Raw genomic sequence first — 22,275 nt, 5'->3', positions numbered from 1 at the left:
AGCTCGAATCCATTAATAATTTGGGTCTATTTCTATCTTGGTGCTTACTTAATGATTTTTTCTGTAGAGCATCATCAGAGTTTAACCACACCTTTTGGTGAAGGGCTTAGTTTTTTATTCGCACTTGGAATTTGCTATTGGTTTTTCGAAAAACAGATGCTTGGTGTTGATACAGTATTATCGACATTCATCACAATAATCTTGTTAATATTTTTACTCTATTCGATTGTACATGCCTTTTTTGAAATTAAGCATCATCATTTAAGCCGTTTTCTACTGAGTTTCTTTACTTGTTGTTCAATTTTAATTTTGTCTATTGATCAAATTATAGAACTTTATTCACAGGGCGATATTACATCTGAGCATCGTTGGGTTGAGCGTTTAATTTTATTATTTCGATATTTTTTACTCGGTTTATCGTCTTTATATCTTTTTCAAAACTTAATGCTGCTTCTCAGCTATTTTCCCAATAAATACACGCGTTCTTATTTTTCAGATGTCAAACAAAATACGCTGATCCATATCAAACGTTTTTCAGAAGATCAAATTTCTAAAACAGAAGCTTGGTTTGCACTCATTTTTACGGTTTCAGTCTATTCTTTAAATTATATCTATCAAATAATTCCCATCAATATGAGTATTTGGCTAAGCATTCTATTGGTACCCTTAGTCATCCAGTCTTTTTTTCATCATAAAATAGATCAATCGTTAACAGCAGCTAAACTGCATGCATCCTCTTCTCATAAGCAAATCTCGATCAACTCGAGAATCAAAAATAGAAAAAAGAGAAAAAGACGAAAAAAGAGTAAATCGAATAAAAAATAGCGATTAAAAGCTGTCTTATAGAGATGTTAAAAATTTCGATGTTTTAAAGTCCGATATTGGATAAGATGACAATTGAGATGTTTTGGGGTTCGGTAATGGCAGTGCGTTTTTTTCATACTTCAGATTGGCATTTGGGGCAATTTTTTCACAATCATGATCGTGACTATGAACACACACAATTTTTAAACTGGCTACTTGCGCAAATTCAACAAAAACAACCGAATGCCCTGCTGATTGCCGGTGATATTTTTGATGTGGTCAATCCTGCATCATCTGCTCAAAAACAGTTATACCAGTTTCTCACCGATGCCCATGCCATTGCCCCGCATATGCAAACCTTAATGATCGCAGGTAATCATGATTCCGGTTACCGCATTGAACAGGTTGAACCTTTTTTAGCGAAATTCAATGCCAAAGCGGTCGGTATTATTGGCAAACAGGATGGTGAATTTGACCTCGATCGTTTGTTGGTACCTATTTATGATGCTGATAAAAATATCGTTGCTTGGTGCTTAACCCTGCCTTATTTACGCAGTGCCGAAATTACAGGCTTAAATGAAAACACCACCAACAGCCAAAATGCGATTGCCTATTTACACCAACAACTTATTGCGGAAGCTAAAGCGCGTAAACAACCCAATCAAGCCTTAATTTTGATGTCACATGCCCATATGCAAGGCGGTGAAACCTCAGATTCCGAACGTCCAATTGTGATTGGTAACGAAGAGGCTTTATCCACTGCATTATTTGATGATGTGATTGATTATGTGGCACTCGGTCATTTGCATAAACCGCAAAAAGTTGGACAGGAACATATTCGCTACAGTGGCTCACCTATTCCACTGTCTTTTAGTGAACGCAACTATAAACATCAAGTGGTTGAAGTCACCATTGACCCCGAAGCTGATGAACAAAATCATTGTCAATATCAAGCGCACATTATTCCACGTACCGTGGATTTGATTCGAATTCGTGGACCCTTGTCTGAATTAATCACTACGGTACATGCCCTGCCAAAAGGCGAAATTGACAATCTCAATGCACGACATTTTCTAGAGATTGAATATACGACAGATGCCCCACCGCCTGTAGACTTACGTCAGCAGATTGAACTGGCACTGCCACCAAATCGTTATCGTTTACTGCGTATAGCTCGAATTTATCAAAAAGCAACGGAGCAAAACGATGAAAGTCACAAAGTCGATTTAGCGCCCCCCACCCCTGAAAAATTATTTTTAAGCTTGTGGGAAAAAATGGGCTATGAGCAGGATGAATCGGTGAAGCGTGATTTCTTAACTTTGCTTGAAGCGGCACAACACGATTTGGATCAAAAAGCGCACTAAGGACAGGTCATGAAAATTATTCGACTCAGTTTAAACAACTTGGCCTCTTTAGCCGGTGAACAACATATCCATTTTGAACAAGCGCCATTGGCTCAGGCAGGTCTGATTGCCATTACTGGTAAAACAGGTGCAGGAAAATCGACGCTGCTCGATGCCATGTGTTTAGCTTTGTACGATGAAATCCCACGTTTACGTGGCGCAGCTGGCAGCATGAAAGATGTAGGCGGTAAAGACATTTCAATTAAAGATTCGAAGAATATTCTGCGTCGTGGTACCACCGCTGGTTTTGCTGAACTTGAATTTCTTGCCCTTGATGGTAAACGCTATTTGGCGCGGTGGGACATTAGCCGTGCACGTAAAAAAGTTGATGGCAATTTAAAAGTCGAGCGCTTTGTTCAATGTTTAGATGATGGCGCGACCTTAACGCAAAAAATCTCGGAAGTGACGCCACTGATTGAAAAGCTGATTGGTCTCAGTTTTGAGCAATTTACCCGTGCAGTCCTGTTAGCACAGTCTGAAGTGGGGGCATTTTTAAAAGCCAAAGACCATGAACGTGCAGATTTACTCGAATATTTAACCAATTCGCAAATTTTTAGTGAAGTCAGTAAAAAAGCCGCTGATAAATTTAGTGAAATTAAACAGCAACGTACTGATTTAGAAAAGCAACTCGGTCATATTGATATTCTGAGTGAAGAACAACTTGCAGCCTTAAATCAACGACATCAGCAGTTAAAACAACAACTCGTACATTTGGCACAATCAGAAAAGCTGCTTGAAAATGAACGTAAATGGTATCTTGAGCGTGATCAATTGTATGCTGAAGTCCATGGCAAAAAAGAGATTTATGAAGTTCAGCTTGATGCCGTAAATAAATCCGCAGCACAACAACAATTGCTACAACAGCTTGATGCATTTCAAGCCATTCGTGAACAATATGTACAGCGTGCACGTTTAGAACCACAAAAACTTGAGGTGCAACAAAAACAACTGGCCTTTCAAGCTGAGTTTGTCTCTTTACAACAACAAGCTACTACTGAACAACAGCGCTTAAAAGCCTATGAACATGCCCAAGCGCAATTTGAGCAGCAACGTTTGGATATTAAGCCTCATCTTGAACAAGGCTTAAAGTTGGATCATGACATTCACAGTATTTCTGAACAGTATAAAAAACTCAGTGCAGATAAAGATCAGTTTGTTCTCAATGAATTAGAACCGTCAAAACATGCTGTTGAACAACAACAGACCAGCGTATTGGCTTGGCAAAATAAACAGCAACAAATCAACTTTGAGTTAACCCAAAGCCAATTTTTACAATGCTTTGACCAAGAACCACAAAGTACTTTGCAGGCGCTACAACATTATGTCGAGCAATATCAGTTGCTTCATCAACAAGAGCCAGAACTATTACAACAATCCTTTGCAACTTTAGAACAACAACAGCAAACCGTTGTACAACGTCTGCAAAGCTATGTGGCTCAACATGAAAGTCTTGACGCTTTGACACAATCGCTGAAAAACATCCAACAACAGCGTGAACATCAGCAAAGTACGGTATTACGACTGCAACATCAACAGCAGCAGCTTGATCAAGTCATTACCCATATCAGCGAAACACACGACCTGACAGGCTCAATCGCTGAACAACAAAAGCAACTGCAGATTATTCAACAGACCCTTGAAAAACGCTTGAGCGAAAAAGCCACACAAGAAGCCGCTTATACCCAGCTACAAAGCATCTTGGAGGCACAGCGTCTATTGCATAGCGAAAACGTGCAGCATTTACGTGAACAGCTCAAAGCCAATCAACCGTGTATGGTCTGTGGGAGCCATGAACATCCGTTTTTACAAAGTCAGCAACGCTTAGAACAAGGTTTATTGCAACTACACGAGCAGCAATTACAGGAGGCTCGTCAACAACTGGAACAGTTCAATCGTGAGGTACAGCAAGCCCAGATTGAGCAATCCAAAGTACAGACCTTACTTGAACAACAACAACAACGTGTGCAACAGCTGACGCAGTCGACTCAGCAACAGATCGTGCATATTCAAGCAGCATTACAACAACTGGGTTTAGATCTCGACACGGCAGACCCGATTCAGTTACAGCAGCGCATAATGCAGCAGATCGAAACACTGCAATCGCATATCGAACAACAACAGGCACAAGAACAACAACTTGGTCAATTGCTTGAGCAATGGCGTAAGGAGCAACAGCAACAACAGCAATTACAATTGAATATTCAACGTCGTGTGCAACTTGATCAAGGTATTCAACCCATTGTGCAGTTACTGCCTGCTCGCTATCAGCAAGACATGCCAATACATTGGGTTGCTGAATTACAACAGCAGCTACAGCAACGTGTTACATTGCTCACCATGCAAAAACAGGTAGAGACATCACTGCTGCAAGCACAGCAGGAACTTGAAAAAATGACGCTGCGCTTTGAAGCAGCGCAAAAGCACGAACAACACCTGACTCACCAGATTGAACAACTGATTGAGCAAGGCAAAATGTTACGCTCGAAACTTGCGGAACTGACCCAAGACTATGCCGGTCAAAGCTACCGTTATGCTGCGGATTGGCAAAAACATTTAGAGGAAACTGCTGTCGCCCATGCCAATGAGGTTCATGCACAACGCAGTAAAACTGCACATGCTGAACAACAGCTGAATGCAGCCAATTTACAACAGCAGCAGTTGCTCAGTGATTTACATCATATTGAACAGGCATTACAGCAAGTACAACAGGCTATTCAGCAATGGCAACTGAGCCATCCGACCGTGACCACAGATCAAATCACAACATGGTTAAGCATTGATTTAGCCCAACATCAACAAATACGCCATGAGTTAAATACGCAGCGACAACTTTTAGAGAATGCCAAAACCGCTTGGCAAGTTTTAGAAGAACGTTATCAAGCCCATTTAAAACATCAGCCTGAACATGATCTCAGCATGCTCGAGCAGCGACTTGCGAACTTGCAAACGGAAAAGCTCGCTCAACAAGAAGCACTCACCGATACAGAAACTCAGTTACGTATGAATGCTGCCAATCAAGCCAACTATGCTAAGTATCAAAGCCAAATAGAACAAATCAAGGCGGAAGAATATCGTTGGGGACGTATCTACGATTTGATTGGGCATAAGGAAGGCACCAAGTTTAAAAAGATTGCTCAAGAGCATCATTTAGATATTTTGGTGGAATATGCCAATCAGCAATTACAGCCGCTTGCGCCACGTTATCAGTTGCATCGTATTCCTGACAGTTTAAGTTTGGCCATTATTGACCTAGATATGAACAGCGAAGTTCGACCTGTGTTGTCCTTATCAGGTGGTGAAACTTTCTTAGTGTCTTTAGCCCTTGCTTTAGCGATTGCTAACATGGCATCAGGTTCAATGAAACTTGAATCACTGTTTATTGATGAAGGCTTTGGCACGCTCGATCCTGCATCACTACATATGGTGATGAATGCCTTAGATCATTTACAAAGTCAGGGACGTAAAGTGGTGTTGATCTCGCATGTACAGGAAATGCATGAACGCATTCCAGTACAGATTCAGGTCAAACCTGTAGGTGCAGGTGCCAGTACCATTAATATTGTCGGTTAATGATTAATGATAAAAAGTTGAAGCCGTCAAATGACGGCTTTAATCTAAGCCAGTTTTCTTAAAGTTAAAATTTGCTCAGCTCGTCCAAAAGGTCCGTTCAGATCATGAAGAATAGATGAAGTTAACCCGATACCGTCATCACCATATTGTTGCACTGTTTCCAGACCTAGCCACTTACCTATTGGCATACGATAGAGATGTATCTGTAAATCTAAATTTGGAAAAGTATAGTTAAACGGCCAACCTTGTCGTGTGACAATTCCATTCGCTGTATCGACCATTCCCATCAACTTCACAAAGTCTGAATGTATTTGTCCTTCAACCATGTCATAAGGATTGGTTAGCCATACAATGCCCTTGCCTGCCCGTCGATCTAAACGGCGTGCCTCAAGTGATTGAATATAGCCTCCAGGCCAGTTTCTAATTTCTTCCCATAAGATCCCCTCGTCAGGATCAGCAACTTTTTGATCTTCTAATCCTGCGACTGCCTGAGTATCACTCATCATCATTCGCCAAGTACGTGCCTGAATACAGCTTTTACCATGTGCAGACATGGTCGACTCGATCAATTCAATGGTTTTTCCAGGTCGAATAATTCGAGTTTCAATTTGAAACTCCCCAGCGGGTATCAGGCCCAAAATATCTAAACTTATACGTCCAATCCGTAGGTCAGACCGAGTAGAAAAGTGATCCAACTCTGCACAAATAATCCCTGTTGCGGGCGCCATATGCTGTTCGTGCGCATTCCATGCACCTTGAGCATGTATAGTCGACTTATACTTAGCCAGTACTGATCCATCATCACACACTTTTCGTTCTAAAAGCTGATAATACGAACTCATCCAATTCTTCCCTGTTTTATGATTATGTGAAATATATTGGTTTATTTTTATACATAAAAAGTTGTATTTACAATGACAGCGACTGAACCCGAAAGTTCAGTGCAGACTGAATCCAATCATTTTGAGTAATCTCGCGCCCCAAATAAGGCCGTCCCTATGCGAACCATAGTCGATCCAGCGCTAATCGCATCTTGTAAATCACCCGACATTCCCATACTCAAGGTATCCCAATCAGAAGGATGTGCATGATGCTCTTTCATCTGATCAAAAAGTGTCTTGGCATCATAGAGTGCATCTACATTGCCAGGTGCTGGAATGACCATTAATCCTCGTAATCGAAGTCGAGGTAATATGCTCATTTGAGCAACCAGATCTTCGACCTCTGAAACTGCACAACCATCTTTGCTTTCTTGAGCATCAATATTCACTTGAAGACAAATATTGATAGGCTCCTGTTCGATTGTGCGTTGATTAGAGAGTCGCTCTGCGATAATAAAGCGATCAACCCCATGCACCCATGCAAATTGTTCAGCCAACTGTTTGGTTTTATTGCGTTGTACATGACCAATAAAATGCCATTCGATGTCTAAATCATTCAGCGCTTTGATTTTATCTAATGCTTCTTGCAGGTAATTCTCACCAAATGCTCGTTGACCAGTCTGATACATTTCTCTCAAAATATCCGCTGGATGCGTTTTGGAAACAGCAAGGAGTTTAACCTCGTTAGATTGTCGTTGAGCAACTTCACAGGCTTGTTCAATTTGTTGAATGACACTATTTCTCGCTTGCTCTAGACTCATCATGTATAGCTATCTCAGTTAATTCATCTTTTTTTACTTTCTTGCACGCTAACTGTTGGTTAAGCTGTAGGAAAGCCTTATTATTCTATCAAAATAATTACGATTTTAATGCGTTCGGGGAATTTATGGATATTACAGAATTACTGGCATTTTCAGTGAAAAACGGGGCGTCTGACTTGCACCTTTCTGCAGGAATGCCACCGATGATTCGTGTTGATGGTGAAGTTCGTCGTATTAACTTACCAGCCTTAGAACACAAAGAAGTACACCGCTTAATCTACGACATCATGAATGATAAACAACGTCGCGATTATAAAGAAAAATTAGAAACCGATTTCTCATTTGAAGTACCTGGTGTAGCACGCTTCCGTGTCAACGCATTCAACCAAAATCGTGGCGCTGGCGCGGTATTCCGTACCATTCCTTCTCAAGTGATTTCTATGGAAGACTTGGGCATGGGGCAAATTTTCAAAGACATTTGCGCCTATCCACGAGGAATTGTTTTGGTCACAGGACCAACGGGTTCAGGTAAATCGACTACGCTTGCGGCGATGATGGATTACATTAACGACAACCGTTACGACCATATTTTAACCGTCGAAGATCCAATTGAATTTGTGCACCAATCCAAAAAGTGTTTGATTAACCAGCGAGAAGTGCATCGTGACACACATGGTTTTAATGAAGCGCTACGCTCTGCACTGCGTGAAGATCCAGATATTATTCTCGTCGGTGAAATGCGTGACCTCGAAACCATTCGACTTGCACTCACTGCTGCGGAAACTGGTCACTTGGTGTTTGGAACACTGCATACCACATCTGCCGCAAAAACAATTGACCGTATTATCGACGTGTTTCCTGCCGATGAGAAAGACATGGTTCGTGCCATGCTTTCTGAATCGCTTCAAGCCGTCATCTCTCAAACACTTTTGAAGAAAACAGGTGGCGGTCGGGTAGCTGCTCACGAAATTATGATTGGAATTCCAGCGATTCGAAATCTCATCCGTGAGAACAAAGTTGCACAAATGTATTCTGCAATACAAACCGGTGCAAATTATGGCATGACCACTCTCGATCAAAGTCTCAAAAATCTTGTCGCGAAAGGCATTATTACCCCGCAAGTTGCACGTACTGCGGCTAAACAACCAGAATCATTTTTATAAAAAAGTGAACGTCATTTGATTTAGGGGAATCAAAATGGATTTTAATGACCTGCTCGACATGATGATTGCGCGCAAGGCTTCAGATTTATTTATCAGTGCAGATATTGAACCATCAATGAAAATTAATGGTGAAATTGTGCCTGTAGTTAAAACAAAACTCACTGGTGAAATCATAGGTCAATTGATTCACTCGATTATGAGTGAAAGACAACGAATTGAATTTGCTGCAACACACGAATGTAATTTTGCTATTGCCAATCGTGATAAAACTGCACGTTTTCGTGTCAGTGCTTTTCAGCAACGTGATCAACCTGGCATGGTCTTACGTCGGATTGAAACTGTCATTCCAAGTATTGATGAGCTGAAACTACCGCCCGTACTTAAAGATTTAGCAATGACTAAGCGCGGGATCATCTTATTTGTAGGTGCTACTGGTACAGGTAAATCGACTTCGCTTGCAGCAATGATCGGTCATCGTAATCAAAATTCTAAAGGTCATATCATTACCATTGAAGACCCAATCGAATTTATTCATCAACATCAAGGCTGTATCATTACTCAACGTGAAGTTGGCATTGATACAGACTCCTTTGAAATTGCACTGAAAAACACACCCCGTCAAGCACCTGATGTTATTCTTATTGGTGAGATCCGCTCACGTGAAACCATGAACTATGCGATTAGTTTTGCTGAAACAGGTCATTTAGTATTTGCGACTTTACATGCAAATAATGCCAATCAAGCCTTAGATCGTATTATTCATTTCTTTGAGACAGATCGTCACAGCCAACTGTTTATGGACCTCTCACTGAACTTGAAGGCAATCATTGCACAACAGTTAATTGCGACTCCTGATAAAAAATCACGTCATCCCGCAATTGAAATCTTAATCAATTCTCCACTGATTTCAGACTTAGTGCGTAAAGGCGAAGTTCATGAAATTAAGGAAGTCATGAAGCGTTCCCGTGAAATTGGAATGCAGACGTTTGATCAAGCGCTATTTGACTTATATAAAGCTAAGAAAATCACTTATGACGAAGCATTACGTCATGCTGACTCTGCCAACGATTTACGCTTACAAATCAAACTCTCTGAAGAAGATCCAAACTATCTGTTGAATTCTGGCCCCCGCCTCACTTTTGATGGTCAAGATGATTAATTAATAGTGAATAAAAAAGGAGCAATCATTGCTCCTTTTTTAATGCAATCAAGATTTATTTTTTACGGTATGCTTCTTGGCATTCAGGCGCATCGCAATAACCATATAAATTCAAAGAGTGACCTGTTAAAACAAAACCAAGTTGTTCAGCAACATTATGTTGTTCTTGTTCAATCAAATCATTGTGGAATTCAACAACTTTGTTGCAGTTCTGGCAGACCATATGATCGTGGTGATCATCTTGCATGATTTCGAATACAGAGTGATTATTCTCGAAATGATGACGTTGGATAATACCAGCAGCTTCAAACTGAGTTAACACACGATATACAGTTGCTAGACCGACATCTTCGCCTTGCTCAAGTAAGGTCTTATAGATATCTTCCGCGCTCAAATGATGCTGTCTTGAATTTTCTAATAATTCCAAAATCTTGATTCGTGGAAGGGTAACTTTAAGTCCAGCTTTGCGTAAATCTTGATTTGAAATAGGCATATAAAAAGGTCTCTCAACAAATTTTAAGTTGGAATATGCAACAGAGTTGAGATGCAGTATGATCTATCCTTGGATCAATTGCATCATAATTAATTTGGGATAGTGTAGCAAAATGCAAAAAATCATGCTGACGTTATTCGTCGCTTCTTTACTGGGTGGTTGTTCTGTCTTTGGTGTATACAAAGTTGATATTCCTCAAGGAACACCATTAACCCAAGCGCAAGCTTCAAAAATTCAAGTCGGGATGACTTACCAACAAGTTCGTTTTTTACTTGGTAGCCCAACCATTTCAGATCCTTTGAATCCTTTACGTTGGGATTACATCTACAATTATACCCCAGGTACATATGCTAAAAAAGCAAATATTCCTGCAACTCAAGGTCAGCATCTAAAAGTATATTTCGATGGTTCTGGCGTCGTGAATAAAATCGAAGGTTTAGAAACTATCCCAGAAACTCAACCTGGTTTACCAGGTTCGAAAGATGCGATTTTGAACGTGCCACCACTATAAAGAATTAGACATAAAAGAAAACCCCTCAAAGAGGGGTTTTTCATATCATTTCAATTGTTTAAAGCGATTGCCACGACAATAGCGCCCAACTGGATTCGCTGCCGCTCGCTTACGGCGTATATCTTTTGGATTAATCGTTAATGCCCGATAAATTTCCACCCGATCACCTGCCTGCAAAACATGCGATTGATCTTGTACTTTCATCCCAAAAATTCCAACAGCATACTCATCTGGCAACTGCGTACACGACGCAATACCACTTTGTGTAATAGCATCCGCAACAGACATGCCTTCCACAAATTCAAGTTCGATGTGAAACTGCTGGTCTACAGCAGCATAAGCAACCCAAACTTTTGCATTTTGGATCATGGTAACAATTGACCTAAGTAAGAAATCATAGCAACCACAATTGCTAAAGGTGTCACAATACGCACAGCCACACGCCAGATATTATAAAAAGCTTCATTACTAAAATTCAGCGCTTTACGTAAATGACTAATTTTCATGATCCAACCCACGAAAATTGCATAGATTAAACAAATGCTTAATCCCCAAAGCATTAAAATCGGAGTTAAAAATAGATCGGCTGCAGGGAATACCCAAATTAAAAGTGGTGCAAGCAATAAAATATATTGCACCGCTTGTGCTAATCCACGATGTACGAGTTGTTCCTTGCCAAGTTGCAGGAGTAAAGCTACTGCAAATATTGTCGCGATTAAAACGATATATGCTGGAATTGCAGCACTAATTGCAAAATATCCAAATCCAGCCACAGCCACCAGTTGCGCTAGCCAAATCGGTAAAGTTTTTGGCGTTGCAGCATCTTGTTTCTCTTGATTGAGATTTGTCTGCCAATATAATCCAAGCCCGAGACCAGAAGCCACTAAAGCGAGAATAGTTGCACTGCCCCACTCTTTAAACTCAACAGGAGTCAGCTGCCAATCATTGACTTGGACACCAAAAACTTGAGCCGCGACTAAACTTGCAATCGTTGCAATCGCAGTAAGTACAACCAATACTGAACGTTGAAGAAATGATAAACCGAATGCAATGAATGCTGCGATGCCCATCAAAATATTTGAACCAATACCAAAATCATTTTGTTGTGCTACAGCATTAGAAGTATTAAGTAATATACCGCCCGCTAAGAATGGAATAAAAATAACAGCAAGCCAACCAACCACTCTCCAACGTTGGTGCGCATCGGCTTCACGGGTCAATTTTGATAATGCGTTCAGCGCTGATGTTTGAGCTCGTTTCGCCAATCCAATTTCTAAATAAATAATTGGCAACGCTAAAAACAACATCGTTGCAAACCAAAGCAACCAAAAATCGAGTTGTCGATCAATTTGCAAGCCTAAGCTTGGTGCCAGACCCACAATAATGATAAATGATAAACAAAATGCCATCAGCGGCGATAACCATCGTGACATAGCGGTGTCCTGCATGAGGTATTCCATTAAAAAGTTTTACGCTATTTTGCCTAGCTCAATCATTAAAATCAAAGTCTGGCGTTAAAAAAGTAAGCGTAGATCTTAGCCACTTCAAATTAAATTTTTAATATTGATCCGCGCGAGTAACACGCTTCAAGCTTGGGTCACGGGCTTCTCTGACCAATCGCTCAACGTGAGTTATGGTACGTAATGTTGGCTTACCATCCTGAAATAAAATCATTTCGCCGGGCGTATATGCAAACCAAGCTTCATTATCTGTTAATGGTTCTGTCGTAATTACAGCCACACGATCTTCAGGTGTCGTGACCTGACTAAAATCGACTTCAACATCAATATCAATTAATCGTGCAGGTTGAAATGGATATTCTCGAACAATCCAGTGTAATTTTGTGGTCGCATAACTATACAAAGCCTGTCCATTTGATAAACAAAAATTGAATGTCCCATGCTCTGCTATTGTTGGTGAAATTTCTTCTAAGGCATGAAATACATCGTGGACACTTGGCTCTACATAACCAAACTTTTGTACGAGATGTTCTAATAAATAGCAAAATGCAAGCTCACTATCTGTATTACCTACTGGTGTGAACTGTCCCGACAACCTTGGATGAAAATTATGCAGATCGCCATTATGCGCGAAAATCCATTGTCTCCCCCACAATTCACGAATAAATGGATGAGAATTTTCTAAAGTAATTTTTCCCTGTGTTGCTTTACGAATATGGGCAATGACATTACGCGATTTAATCGGGTAATTACGAACGAATTCTGCAATTGGAGACTCGACTGCAGATTGGTTATCAACAAATAAGCGACATGCCTTATCCTCAAAGAAAGCGATGCCAAAACCATCTGAGTGATCTGACGTTATTCCAGCGCGCTGAGAAAAACCACGAAAAGAAAACGTAATATCCGTAGGGGTGGCACAATTCATTCCAAGTAGTTGGCACATAATCTTTCATTTTGCTTTAATTATCAGTTTTATTGTGCATCAGCCTTATAGATGTTGCAAATATGAATATAGCAATTGAATATGTTTTATGCTGGATATATGGGACATAAAACGATTATTCTTATCAAACAAAAAAAGCCACCGAAGTGACTTTTTATTATGTGATTATGAATTAGTGCGCCGACTTAGAACGATTGGTAATCAATGTTCCAACACCGTGATCCGTAAAAATTTCCAACAAAGTCGCATGTGGAACACGACCATCCACAATATGCGCGCTCACTACACCCCCTTTCACCGCATCAAGCGCACATCCCACTTTCGGAATCATACCGCCGTAGATCACACCTGTATCTATCAAGCGATCGACTTCTTGTGTTGTTAGTCCAGTGAGTAGGTTTTTATTCTCATCCAATACACCACTGATATTCGTAAGAAGAATTAACTTTTCTGCACCCAAAGCTTCAGCAACTTTACCAGCAACTAAATCCGCATTGATATTATAAGTGTTACCTTCCTCATCAACACCGAGTGGCGCAATCACTGGAATAAAATCACTTTGAGTGAACATTTCCAGAACGTCAGTTTTTACACCGACCACTTCACCCACTAACCCAAGATCAATTTGTTGAACAGATCCATCCTCTTGGGTTTTTTCCATCAACAACTTTTGAGCACGAATTAAGTTACCGTCTTTACCCGTTAATCCAATTGCACGACCACCATGTTGATTGATCAAATTCACAATAGACTTATTTACACTTCCGCCCAACACCATTTCTACAACTTCCATAGTTGCAGGATCAGTTACACGCATTCCATCAATACGGTCTGATTCACGCCCAAGTTGTTTCAAAAATGAATCGACTTGAGGACCACCACCATGAACCACAATCGGATTAAGACCAACTGTTTTCAGAAGCACGATATCACGGGCAAACGAACTTTCTAATGCAGGATCAGTCATTGCATTGCCGCCATATTTCACTACAAGTGTTTTACCTGTAAATCTTTGGATGTATGGCAAAGCTTCTGTCAAAATTTGAGCTTTGTCGATGCCAGTTTGTTGGTGTGGCATTCGCCTCTCCTTCATTCCTACATTAGTGTGCATTCAAAATACTTTGAGCAAGCACAGGATATTTTTCATTTAAAATTTTTACAAAATGCTGGCGAATTTCATAAAGTTTCGATGGGCTATCTGCATCAAACCGCACCGTGAAGTATTCACCAGTATTTGATGCTCGCATAATGCCAAATCCGTAGTCAAAATCAAGGCGAATACCATCGATTTTACTCATTTTAGCCCCAGTACTTTTACAATTCTGCTCTATCAAGGCTAAGACGTCTTGCGGATTTGCATCTTGAGTTTCAATATAGGTATCTTCAGTACCAAAGCGATCTGGAAATTGGGCGAGATATTCAGATAGCGTGATATTGAGTTGACTCAATGCCTCCATGACCCGTAATGCTGCATAGATACCATCATCGTAACCAAAACCACGACCATCATTAAAAACATAATGACCCGCATATTCTCCCCCAAAAACAGCTCGACCTTTGGACTGGGAAATATAACGGCGCATGAAACTGCTGCCAGTACGAATCATTTTTGCGATGCCTTGTAATTGTTCAATGGTTTTTGACACCATCGTTGAACATTTTACGTCATAAACAATTTCATGATGTGGATGCTGAGTTAAACACAATGATGCGAATAATGCCAACAAGCGATCAGCAGACACAATGTGAGCATTCTCATCCAGAATGACGGCACGATCACCATCACCATCGAGAGCAATCCCTAAATCCGCCTGATGCAACAAAATTTTTTCTTTTAACTGTGTCAAATGCTTCGCTTGTGAAGGGTCTGGAGGATGATCTGGAAACTCTCCATTTTCACAACAACGTATTGAAATGACTTCACATCCCATTTTTTGTAGTACTAAATCAGCACAACGCCCAGCAGCACCATGCATACCATCTAATACAACCTTGAGTGGACGCTTTAATTGAATATCCTTGAGCAAAGCATGCTGATAAGCCAAGCAATACTCAGATTTAATCTGATGTGTCAGTTGAGGTGGCGTTGGAAAGTGATCATGTTGAAAATAGAAACCTTCTGCATACTCCCCAACATTTTGAATCATGTCTGGACAAGGTGGTTCATATTCAATAATCCATTTAATTCCATTATCATGTTTAGGGTTATGACTCGCGGTCACCATGATGCCATTGCCATTTTTATGTCGAGCAGCAAAATACATTTGTGGGGTTGAACAACATCCAATGTTTTCGACATTCATCCCTTGGTTTTTGAAGACTGATTCAATAATCCAAGCAAAAGTAGGACCAGTCAATCGAGCATCGTAACCTAGCACAATACTTTTCTGGCCACGTGATTGATACTGAGTAGCGAGCCCATGCGCAATCGCATAAATTGTTCTTGTATCCAATTGACTGACTTTTCCGCGAATATCATAAGCGCGGAAAATTTGTCTTGGAAAAATAAGTGGTTGGGTATTCATTCTTAATTAACACCGTTGACTGCTGAGACAGAACAGCGTGATGAGAGTTGATCCAAATAAATTTTGAATATATTGAGTAATAGAAAATATCGTTATTCTTTATATAACGTGTACCAATTTCAATTTATATAATCTTTGTTAATATTTTGCAACATATAAATAAAAGCCTGATTTTACAGGCTTTTATCCAAAATACTATTGTTTCCCAGTGTGTCCGAATCCACCAGCTCCTCGCTCACTTGCCTTGAATTCGTCAACTAAATCAAATTCAGCTTGTAAAACAGGAACCAATACGTATTGAGCCAATCGCTCACCCGGCTCTAATGTAAATGCATTTTGACTGCGGTTCCAAACTGAAACCATTAATTCACCTTGATAATCTGAATCAATTAGACCGACGAGATTTCCTAATACAATCCCGTGTTTATGACCTAAGCCAGAACGAGGCAAAATCAAACCCGCATAACTTGGGTCTTCGATATAAATTGCCATACCTGTTTTAACTAAAACAGTCTGACCAGGCTCAATAGTGATCGCTTCATCTACACATGCACGTAAATCTAAACCTGCCGATCCTGTTGTTGCATAAGTAGGTAATGGCCATTCTTGACCAAGTCGTTGGTCGAGTACTTTCACTTGAACTTTCATATTCAATCCTGTTTTAAAATGTAATTAACGTTTGAGTAAAGCTTTCAGATTTTGCAGATAATGCTGTGCTTGTAATTTTGGATCGATATTTTCAGCCAATTTCTTTTTTCGACCTAGCCAATCGACTTCATCTTGTGGCAATTCATCCAAGAAGCGACTTGGTGTCATTTGTTTCATCTGACCTCCATTTTTACGCTGTTCTGCAAGCGTCAAAGTCAGACCTTGTTTGGCACGGGTAATACCAACGTACATCAGTCGACGTTCTTCTTCGATGGTATCAGCCACAATTGAATTCTTGTGCGGAAGCAACTCTTCCTCAAGCCCCATAATATAAACAAATGGGAATTCCAGGCCTTTAGAAGCATGCAAAGTCAGTAAGTTTACTTTATCGATATCTTCATCTTCTTGCTGTTGCTCCAACATATCCAGCAACACCATCTTACGAATGACACTTTCGATATTTTTTTCATCGACATCTTCAGCACGATTGATCAAACTTTGAATACTGCTATAAAGCACTTCAATATTGTCAATTTTAGTTTTTTCTTGTGCTGGCGTCGCTGCCGTTTCTTTGATGTAGTCGATATATCCTGCCTCAACCATCATTTGGCGGACTTTAGGCACAGGTTCATCATCATCTAACAGTTCACGCGTAAAACCTTCGATAAAATCAGCAAACTCAGCCAATTGAGATGTCGCCTTCTTCGGTAATACCATACTTAGGCGCTGATCATTCGCGGCACCTAGTAGAGAAAGATTATTCTCTTGCGCAAATAAACCTAGTTTTTCTAAAGTCACAGGTCCTATGGCGCGTTTAGGTGTGTTGATAATCCGTAAGAAAGCACTGTCATCTTCAGGATTAATAATGAGACGTAGATAGCTCATAATATCCTTGATTTCAGCACGACCAAAGAACGACTGACCACCAGAAAGTTTGTAAGGAATCTGCATCTGACGAAGTTGTGTTTCTAAAACACGTGCTTGGAAGTTTCCACGGTATAACACGGCGTAATCTTTCCAATTTTTGCCATTCATCAATTTATGAGTCAGCAAATCTTTAACAACACGTTCCGCTTCATCATCATCATTACGACAAGTAATAATACGGATCACCTCACCATGTCCTTTATCACTCCACAATTTTTTATCAAAAATATGTGGGTTATTCTCAATCACATGGTTTGCAGCTTTTAAAATTCGACTGGTTGAACGATAGTTTTGCTCAAGCTTAATGACTTTTAAATTGGGGAAATCTTCCTTCAATAATGCCATATTTTCTGGCTTTGCCCCCCGCCAAGCATAAATTGATTGGTCATCATCCCCTACAGCCGTAAATTGTCCCATGACACCAACAAGCAGTTTGACCAAGATATATTGGGCGGTATTGGTATCTTGATATTCATCAACCAATAAATAACGTACACGGTTTTGCCATTTATCACGGACTTCAGCATTTTCTTGAAGAAGGCGTGTCGGCATTACGATTAAATCGTCAAAATCGACCGCATTATAGGCACGTAAATTACGTTCATAGAGTTGATAGAGATGCGCAAATTGGACATCTTCAGCCGTTTCACAAGTCGTATGTGCTTGCTCCGGCAAAATTAGATCGTTTTTCCAATCTGAGATCATCTTCATCGCTTTTGCGATCAGCTCTTTACTTTCTGCACCAGACAAATTATCTCGGTGCATTAAATCCATTAAAATACGCTTACAGTCATCAGCATCTAAAATGGAAAAGTTTGCTTTAAGTGGCGTATGTTTTAATTCTAGTCTTAATAAATTCAAACCAAAGGTGTGAAAGGTAGAAACAGATAAACCCTTTCCATCCTCTTTACCAAGCAATTTACCGACACGCTCTTTCATCTCTCGTGCAGCTTTGTTGGTAAAAGTCATCGCAGTAATACGATGTGCTGGTATACCGCATTTTTTGACTAAATATGCAATTTTCTGTGTGATTACAGAGGTCTTACCTGAGCCTGCCCCAGCAAGTACTAACAAGGGTCCTTGAGTGTATTTCATGGCTTCAAGTTGCTTGTCGTTCAAATGACTGGCTGATGACATATTCTTTCCTCTTTTCCTTCAGCGCTCGATTATAGTCATCTGCTTCGAATATGACTAACGTTAAATTTAATGAAGGTATATTTGAATAAATTTCAGACATAAAAAAACCACCCGAAGGTGGCTTTTTGAAGATCATGTATTATTGAACTGCGTAAACAGCAATCTCTACACGACGGTTTTGTTCTTTACCTGCTGCAGTTGTGTTATCAGCAATTGGGTTTGAAGAACCTAAACCTTGAGCATTAATACGTGCTGTAGAAACACCCTTAGATGCTAAATAGCTAGCAACAGATTGAGCACGTGCTTGTGACAATGGGATGTTAATCGCATCATTACCTGAACTATCAGTATAACCAGTTACAAGGATACCGCTCTTGTTGTCTTCAGTTAAAACTTGTGCAACACGGTTTAAAGTGTCATAGAAGTTTGGCTTGATATTTGATTTATTTGTATCAAACGTGATAGCACCTGGCATTACTAAGTTAATAGAGCCATCTGGATTACGGTTTACATCAATACCTGTACCAGCAGTTGCTTGGCGTAATTTTTTCTCTTTATTGTCGAGATATACGCCTGCAGCACCACCTAATACAGCACCAATCGCTGCTGCACGGTTATTTTGACGGCTAGTGTTCGCATTACCTTTAGAAACACCGTAACCAGCTGCTGCACCAGTTAAAGCACCCAATGCAGTTTTGTCATACTCGACGCCACCAATATTGTTACCAGTTGTTTGACAACCAGAAAGTACCATTGCCCCAACCACTGCAGCTGAAATAGCTAATGCACGCATGGGATGACTCCTTTTATATGTTTTTGTATGTGATGAATAATGATTTGTTAGAAACAATTTAACCATTACTATTTTGTTAATAATAAACAGTTTATTAACAATATGTAATCTTTTGTAGCATCTTTCGTTAATGCTTCATCATATTTTATACATAGTTAAGAAAACGGGCTTTGTGATTTGAGCGACTCGATTTATAGTGTTTTAAAAATTTCAATCACATGCAATCACTTTTTAGGACTGTGCAATGGCAGCAGAGAAGCAGAAACAACCTATTTTAAAAAAAATTTCTAAGGGTTTAACCGTAGGTTCTGTGATCACAGGAAGTACATTTTTTCGTGGCCCACCTATTCTTGCATTAGGTTTGACTAAACTCGTAAAAAAATCATCAAAAATCGATGAAACCAATATCAATATCGCCAATGGTTGGATTGGTACGAATAACTGGCTCATTGAAAAAGTTCTCCCTGAGCTTAAATGGCACATCACGATTGATGAAGATCTAGATCTCAATCTACAAGGTCGTTACATCATGACCTGTAATCACCAAAGCTGGGTAGATACAACTGTTACTCAATATTTTGGTCTTAAACGTATGCCGCTCACACGTTTTTTTACGAAATGGGAACTCATTTTTATTCCTTTTGTTGGGCAAGCATTCAAGATCCTTGGTTTTCCTATGATGAAGCGTCATACCAAAGCGCAAATCGAAAAAAATCCTGCGCTGAAATATCGTGATATGGAAGAAGCGCGTAAATCGTGTGAACAACTGCTCAGCCAACCTTTTACCTTATTAAATTATTTAGAAGGTACGCGCTATACGCCCGAAAAACATGCTCAACAAAAATCTCCGTATAAAAATTTACTCAAGCCTAAAGCGGGTGGTCTAGCACTTGCCCTAAATATTCTAGGAAGTGAAATTGATGCACTAGTCGATATGACCATTGTCTATCCAGATGGTGTGCCAGGTTATGGAGATTTTTGGTTAGGAGAAGTTTCTCAAATTGCCGTGAATTTAAGAAAAATTGAAATTCCTGCTTGGGTTCATAGCGGCAATTATGAGGATGATGCCGACTATCGCGCTCGTTTCCAAAAATGGGTTGATGAGCTTTGGACAGAAAAAGATCAGTTAATTACACAGTTAAAACAACAGCTTCAAGCTGAATCTGTAAATTAAGCTGTCCTCAGAATGTATTGCATATGACAGAACGCATGACTAATTCTCGAAAAACTTTCCGTCCACAGCGTCACGATACGTTATTTTGGAAGATGTTCCTGATTTATGACATCTTTATGATGCTCATTATTTTAGTCAATTTGTTTTGTCTATGTGCCAATGCATTTTTAATGAGTAATTTTGGCTCATGGGTATTTGACACGGTTCAATTACCTCAAATTCTGGAGTTTTATAAATCCGAGCTTCACCCATGGGTCATCATTACTGAAAGTTGGTTTATCACATTTTTAATTGTTGAACTCGCTGTAAGATGGCTGATTGCAATCGTCAATAAACATCATCAGCGTTGGTTTTTCTTTCCCTTCATTCATTGGTATGAAATATTAGCTATTATCCCTTACCTTCGCTTTTTACGTTTAATTCGCGTCGGAGTGATTGCCTATAGACTGCATGAGCTAGGCTATAAAGTCATACCTAATAAATGGTTCAGACGTCTTAATTTTTACTATAACGTGATCATGGAAGAGCTCTCTGATCGTGTGGTGATTACTGTCATTGATAGTGTTAAAAAAGAGTTAGACACTAGCTCAACCCATAAAAAAATCATTCATGATCTGGTGAATCACCATCGAGACATGTTTGCCACGACATTAGCGCAAGTCTTACAAGAATCTTTAGCAACCGAATTAAAACTTCAAAAAGATAATATCTCGCAAGGCGTTGGTCACATTGTCATTAAAGCAATTGAAGACACACCAGAGCTAACACAGCTCTTAAAGCTGATTCCATTGGTGGGTGGTCGTATAGAACAGCAAATCCACAACATTGGTCAACGATTAGGTGAAAATATTACCGACGGTTTAGTTGAACCTTTTATTTCTGGAACCATTGATAAACCGAATGCGCATTATCAACTCATTGCTGAAAAAATTAGCCAGCTCAATATTGATAATCATGCATTAGAACAACTCGTTGAATCTGTCGTTTATGAAAGTCTTGAGTCTTTAAGAAAACAGGTGGCAGTAAAACAATGGCAAATAGAGTTATCAAAAAACAATCAAGTCAAGGAATGATCATTTCTCTATTAATTTAATATATCCGCTAGAGAATTCTTGAGAATTGAACTAGCATTTGCACAATTAACAATTTTTACTTCGATTATAAAGCGCGAAGCAAGCAAGGAATGAATATGGCAGATATTCGGATTACCGGTAGAATGGTGAATTTTACCCGAATTACCTTTGACACCAATGATCATAATGTTATCCGCCAACAATTAAGTGCCATGATGAGTGAAACCTCTTATGAAGGTGCGCTTGTCATTCTAGACACAACCGTTGAACAAGAACTCATTGGACTCATTCAATTGGTCATCAGTTTAGGGTTACAGCCAATGGCTGTCGTTGATGGTTTAATGGGTGATGAAGCACGTGCGATCCAATTCCCAGTTCTTGCGGCTGATCGTCCTTTGCAGCGGATCAAAGCAACAAAAGAACAAGTGGTAGAAGCCCCAGCAAATACACCTGAAGTTGAGAAGGTTCCAACACACATAGCTCCAGCAACCACACATAAAACTTCGTATCACGATGAAGTGCTTAGAACAGGACAATGTCTGGTACAAGATCACGGCGATATTATTTTAACTGCTGGAATTAATAGTGGCTCTGAAATCATCGCTTCAGGAAATATACATATTTATGGCTCTGCTCGTGGTAGAGTCATCGCCGGCGCCGGTGGCAATACAGCAGCACGAATTTTCTGTCATGTTTTAGAAGCTGAATTAGTATCTATCGCAGGAACATATTGTGTTGCAGATGATATTCCACCACATATGCTAAAAAAGTCAGTACATATCTATTTAAATGATGCTCAAGAGCTTGTCTTTGAAGCACTGGAATTTTAATGTATAACTAAACATGA

Annotated in this window: 20 protein-coding genes; 9 read left to right on the top strand and 11 right to left on the bottom strand. The window is 39.8% G+C overall.

What is annotated here, in order from left to right; all coding sequences use genetic code 11:
* The 3 genes from CL42_RS09215 to CL42_RS09205 all read left to right on the top strand — a co-directional run.
* Positions 1 to 825, top strand: an 825-nt coding sequence (locus CL42_RS09215) for a hypothetical protein (protein ID WP_212771593.1), incomplete at its 5' end; no start/stop codon positions are given.
* A gap of 95 nt (positions 826 to 920) precedes the next feature.
* On the top strand, positions 921 to 2,168 hold the full coding sequence (locus tag CL42_RS09210; RefSeq protein ID WP_035267472.1) for an exonuclease SbcCD subunit D C-terminal domain-containing protein: 1,248 nt from the start codon (positions 921 to 923) through the stop codon (positions 2,166 to 2,168).
* A 9-nt stretch (positions 2,169 to 2,177) separates the two neighbouring features.
* The gene (locus tag CL42_RS09205; protein WP_035267468.1) at positions 2,178 to 5,777 is read left to right on the top strand and encodes an AAA family ATPase; all 3,600 of its coding nucleotides are present in this window, start codon (positions 2,178 to 2,180) and stop codon (positions 5,775 to 5,777) included.
* A 44-nt stretch (positions 5,778 to 5,821) separates the two neighbouring features.
* On the opposite strand, the gene CL42_RS09200 is transcribed toward CL42_RS09205, so the two are convergent.
* Both CL42_RS09200 and CL42_RS09195 read right to left on the bottom strand, forming a co-directional pair.
* Positions 5,822 to 6,619: a thioesterase family protein gene (locus CL42_RS09200; protein ID WP_035267465.1), complete on the bottom strand. Its 798-nt coding sequence runs from the start codon at positions 6,617 to 6,619 to the stop codon at positions 5,822 to 5,824.
* A 116-nt stretch (positions 6,620 to 6,735) separates the two neighbouring features.
* Entirely contained in the window at positions 6,736 to 7,422 is a 687-nt protein-coding gene (locus CL42_RS09195) for a YggS family pyridoxal phosphate-dependent enzyme (protein ID WP_035267462.1), read from the bottom strand.
* Between the two features lie 122 nt (positions 7,423 to 7,544).
* Between CL42_RS09195 and CL42_RS09190 the strand changes: the two genes are divergently transcribed.
* Complete coding sequence (locus CL42_RS09190; RefSeq protein ID WP_035267459.1) at positions 7,545 to 8,582, top strand: type IV pilus twitching motility protein PilT; 1,038 nt, start codon at positions 7,545 to 7,547, stop codon at positions 8,580 to 8,582.
* A 34-nt stretch (positions 8,583 to 8,616) separates the two neighbouring features.
* The gene (locus tag CL42_RS09185; protein ID WP_035267456.1) at positions 8,617 to 9,741 is read left to right on the top strand and encodes a PilT/PilU family type 4a pilus ATPase; all 1,125 of its coding nucleotides are present in this window, start codon (positions 8,617 to 8,619) and stop codon (positions 9,739 to 9,741) included.
* A gap of 55 nt (positions 9,742 to 9,796) precedes the next feature.
* On the opposite strand, the gene fur is transcribed toward CL42_RS09185, so the two are convergent.
* Positions 9,797 to 10,234, bottom strand: a complete 438-nt coding sequence (gene fur, locus CL42_RS09180) for a ferric iron uptake transcriptional regulator (protein ID WP_035267453.1) — start codon at positions 10,232 to 10,234, stop codon at positions 9,797 to 9,799.
* 112 nt (positions 10,235 to 10,346) lie between these two features.
* Here fur and CL42_RS09175 point away from each other — a divergent pair, with 112 nt between their 5' ends.
* Positions 10,347 to 10,745: an outer membrane protein assembly factor BamE gene (locus tag CL42_RS09175; protein WP_035267451.1), complete on the top strand. Its 399-nt coding sequence runs from the start codon at positions 10,347 to 10,349 to the stop codon at positions 10,743 to 10,745.
* A gap of 45 nt (positions 10,746 to 10,790) precedes the next feature.
* Here CL42_RS09175 and CL42_RS09170 read toward each other — a convergent pair whose 3' ends face one another.
* The 8 genes from CL42_RS09170 to CL42_RS09135 all read right to left on the bottom strand — a co-directional run bounded on the left by CL42_RS09170 (position 10,791) and on the right by CL42_RS09135 (position 19,181).
* Positions 10,791 to 11,114, bottom strand: a complete 324-nt coding sequence (locus CL42_RS09170) for an RnfH family protein (protein ID WP_035267448.1) — start codon at positions 11,112 to 11,114, stop codon at positions 10,791 to 10,793.
* Positions 11,111 to 12,193, bottom strand: coding sequence for a membrane protein (locus tag CL42_RS09165; RefSeq protein ID WP_035267432.1), 1,083 nt, complete (start codon positions 12,191 to 12,193; stop codon positions 11,111 to 11,113). The genes CL42_RS09170 and CL42_RS09165 overlap by 4 nt, the downstream gene beginning before the upstream one ends.
* A gap of 109 nt (positions 12,194 to 12,302) precedes the next feature.
* Entirely contained in the window at positions 12,303 to 13,151 is an 849-nt protein-coding gene (locus tag CL42_RS09160) for a class II glutamine amidotransferase (protein ID WP_035267429.1), read from the bottom strand.
* 172 nt (positions 13,152 to 13,323) lie between these two features.
* Positions 13,324 to 14,229 carry an acetylglutamate kinase gene (gene argB / locus CL42_RS09155; protein WP_035267425.1) on the bottom strand — a complete coding sequence of 302 codons (906 nt, stop codon included), beginning with the start codon at positions 14,227 to 14,229 and terminating at the stop codon, positions 13,324 to 13,326.
* Between the two features lie 22 nt (positions 14,230 to 14,251).
* Positions 14,252 to 15,676 carry a phosphomannomutase/phosphoglucomutase gene (locus CL42_RS09150; protein ID WP_035267422.1) on the bottom strand — a complete coding sequence of 475 codons (1,425 nt, stop codon included), beginning with the start codon at positions 15,674 to 15,676 and terminating at the stop codon, positions 14,252 to 14,254.
* A 195-nt stretch (positions 15,677 to 15,871) separates the two neighbouring features.
* A complete protein-coding gene (dut, locus tag CL42_RS09145; protein WP_035267418.1) occupies positions 15,872 to 16,324 on the bottom strand; it encodes a dUTP diphosphatase in 453 nt (150 codons plus the stop codon).
* A gap of 24 nt (positions 16,325 to 16,348) precedes the next feature.
* The gene (locus CL42_RS09140; protein WP_035267404.1) at positions 16,349 to 18,388 is read right to left on the bottom strand and encodes a UvrD-helicase domain-containing protein; all 2,040 of its coding nucleotides are present in this window, start codon (positions 18,386 to 18,388) and stop codon (positions 16,349 to 16,351) included.
* Positions 18,389 to 18,527: 139 nt separating this feature from the next.
* Entirely contained in the window at positions 18,528 to 19,181 is a 654-nt protein-coding gene (locus CL42_RS09135) for an OmpA family protein (protein ID WP_035267402.1), read from the bottom strand.
* A gap of 244 nt (positions 19,182 to 19,425) precedes the next feature.
* Here CL42_RS09135 and CL42_RS09130 point away from each other — a divergent pair, with 244 nt between their 5' ends.
* The 3 genes from CL42_RS09130 (at position 19,426) to minC (ending at position 22,258) form a co-directional block, all read left to right on the top strand.
* Entirely contained in the window at positions 19,426 to 20,355 is a 930-nt protein-coding gene (locus CL42_RS09130) for an acyltransferase (protein ID WP_035267399.1), read from the top strand.
* A 35-nt stretch (positions 20,356 to 20,390) separates the two neighbouring features.
* Complete coding sequence (locus CL42_RS09125) at positions 20,391 to 21,428, top strand: preprotein translocase subunit SecA (protein WP_416202018.1); 1,038 nt, start codon at positions 20,391 to 20,393, stop codon at positions 21,426 to 21,428.
* 116 nt (positions 21,429 to 21,544) lie between these two features.
* Positions 21,545 to 22,258, top strand: a complete 714-nt coding sequence (minC, locus tag CL42_RS09120) for a septum site-determining protein MinC (RefSeq protein WP_035267394.1) — start codon at positions 21,545 to 21,547, stop codon at positions 22,256 to 22,258.
* The last annotated feature ends 17 nt before the right edge of the window (positions 22,259 to 22,275 follow it).

Source organism: Acinetobacter sp. Ver3, assembly GCF_000632455.1.
Lineage (GTDB): Bacteria > Pseudomonadota > Gammaproteobacteria > Pseudomonadales > Moraxellaceae > Acinetobacter.
This window is presented reverse-complemented; position numbering and strand designations above follow the sequence as displayed.

Bases quoted from the DNA above. Each gene is read 5' to 3' on its own strand.
- CL42_RS09210 (WP_035267472.1), top strand. From the start codon at position 921: ATGGCAGTGCGTTTTTTTCATACTTCAGATTGGCATTTGGGGCAATTT.
- CL42_RS09205 (WP_035267468.1), top strand. From the start codon at position 2,178: ATGAAAATTATTCGACTCAGTTTAAACAACTTGGCCTCTTTAGCCGGT.
- CL42_RS09200 (WP_035267465.1), bottom strand. From the start codon at position 6,619: ATGAGTTCGTATTATCAGCTTTTAGAACGAAAAGTGTGTGATGATGGA.
- CL42_RS09195 (WP_035267462.1), bottom strand. From the start codon at position 7,422: ATGATGAGTCTAGAGCAAGCGAGAAATAGTGTCATTCAACAAATTGAA.
- CL42_RS09190 (WP_035267459.1), top strand. From the start codon at position 7,545: ATGGATATTACAGAATTACTGGCATTTTCAGTGAAAAACGGGGCGTCT.
- CL42_RS09185 (WP_035267456.1), top strand. From the start codon at position 8,617: ATGGATTTTAATGACCTGCTCGACATGATGATTGCGCGCAAGGCTTCA.
- fur (WP_035267453.1), bottom strand. From the start codon at position 10,234: ATGCCTATTTCAAATCAAGATTTACGCAAAGCTGGACTTAAAGTTACC.
- CL42_RS09175 (WP_035267451.1), top strand. From the start codon at position 10,347: ATGCAAAAAATCATGCTGACGTTATTCGTCGCTTCTTTACTGGGTGGT.
- CL42_RS09170 (WP_035267448.1), bottom strand. From the start codon at position 11,114: ATGATCCAAAATGCAAAAGTTTGGGTTGCTTATGCTGCTGTAGACCAG.
- CL42_RS09165 (WP_035267432.1), bottom strand. From the start codon at position 12,193: ATGCAGGACACCGCTATGTCACGATGGTTATCGCCGCTGATGGCATTT.
- CL42_RS09160 (WP_035267429.1), bottom strand. From the start codon at position 13,151: ATGTGCCAACTACTTGGAATGAATTGTGCCACCCCTACGGATATTACG.
- argB (WP_035267425.1), bottom strand. From the start codon at position 14,229: ATGCCACACCAACAAACTGGCATCGACAAAGCTCAAATTTTGACAGAA.
- CL42_RS09150 (WP_035267422.1), bottom strand. From the start codon at position 15,676: ATGAATACCCAACCACTTATTTTTCCAAGACAAATTTTCCGCGCTTAT.
- dut (WP_035267418.1), bottom strand. From the start codon at position 16,324: ATGAAAGTTCAAGTGAAAGTACTCGACCAACGACTTGGTCAAGAATGG.
- CL42_RS09140 (WP_035267404.1), bottom strand. From the start codon at position 18,388: ATGTCATCAGCCAGTCATTTGAACGACAAGCAACTTGAAGCCATGAAA.
- CL42_RS09135 (WP_035267402.1), bottom strand. From the start codon at position 19,181: ATGCGTGCATTAGCTATTTCAGCTGCAGTGGTTGGGGCAATGGTACTT.
- CL42_RS09130 (WP_035267399.1), top strand. From the start codon at position 19,426: ATGGCAGCAGAGAAGCAGAAACAACCTATTTTAAAAAAAATTTCTAAG.
- CL42_RS09125 (WP_416202018.1), top strand. From the start codon at position 20,391: ATGACTAATTCTCGAAAAACTTTCCGTCCACAGCGTCACGATACGTTA.
- minC (WP_035267394.1), top strand. From the start codon at position 21,545: ATGGCAGATATTCGGATTACCGGTAGAATGGTGAATTTTACCCGAATT.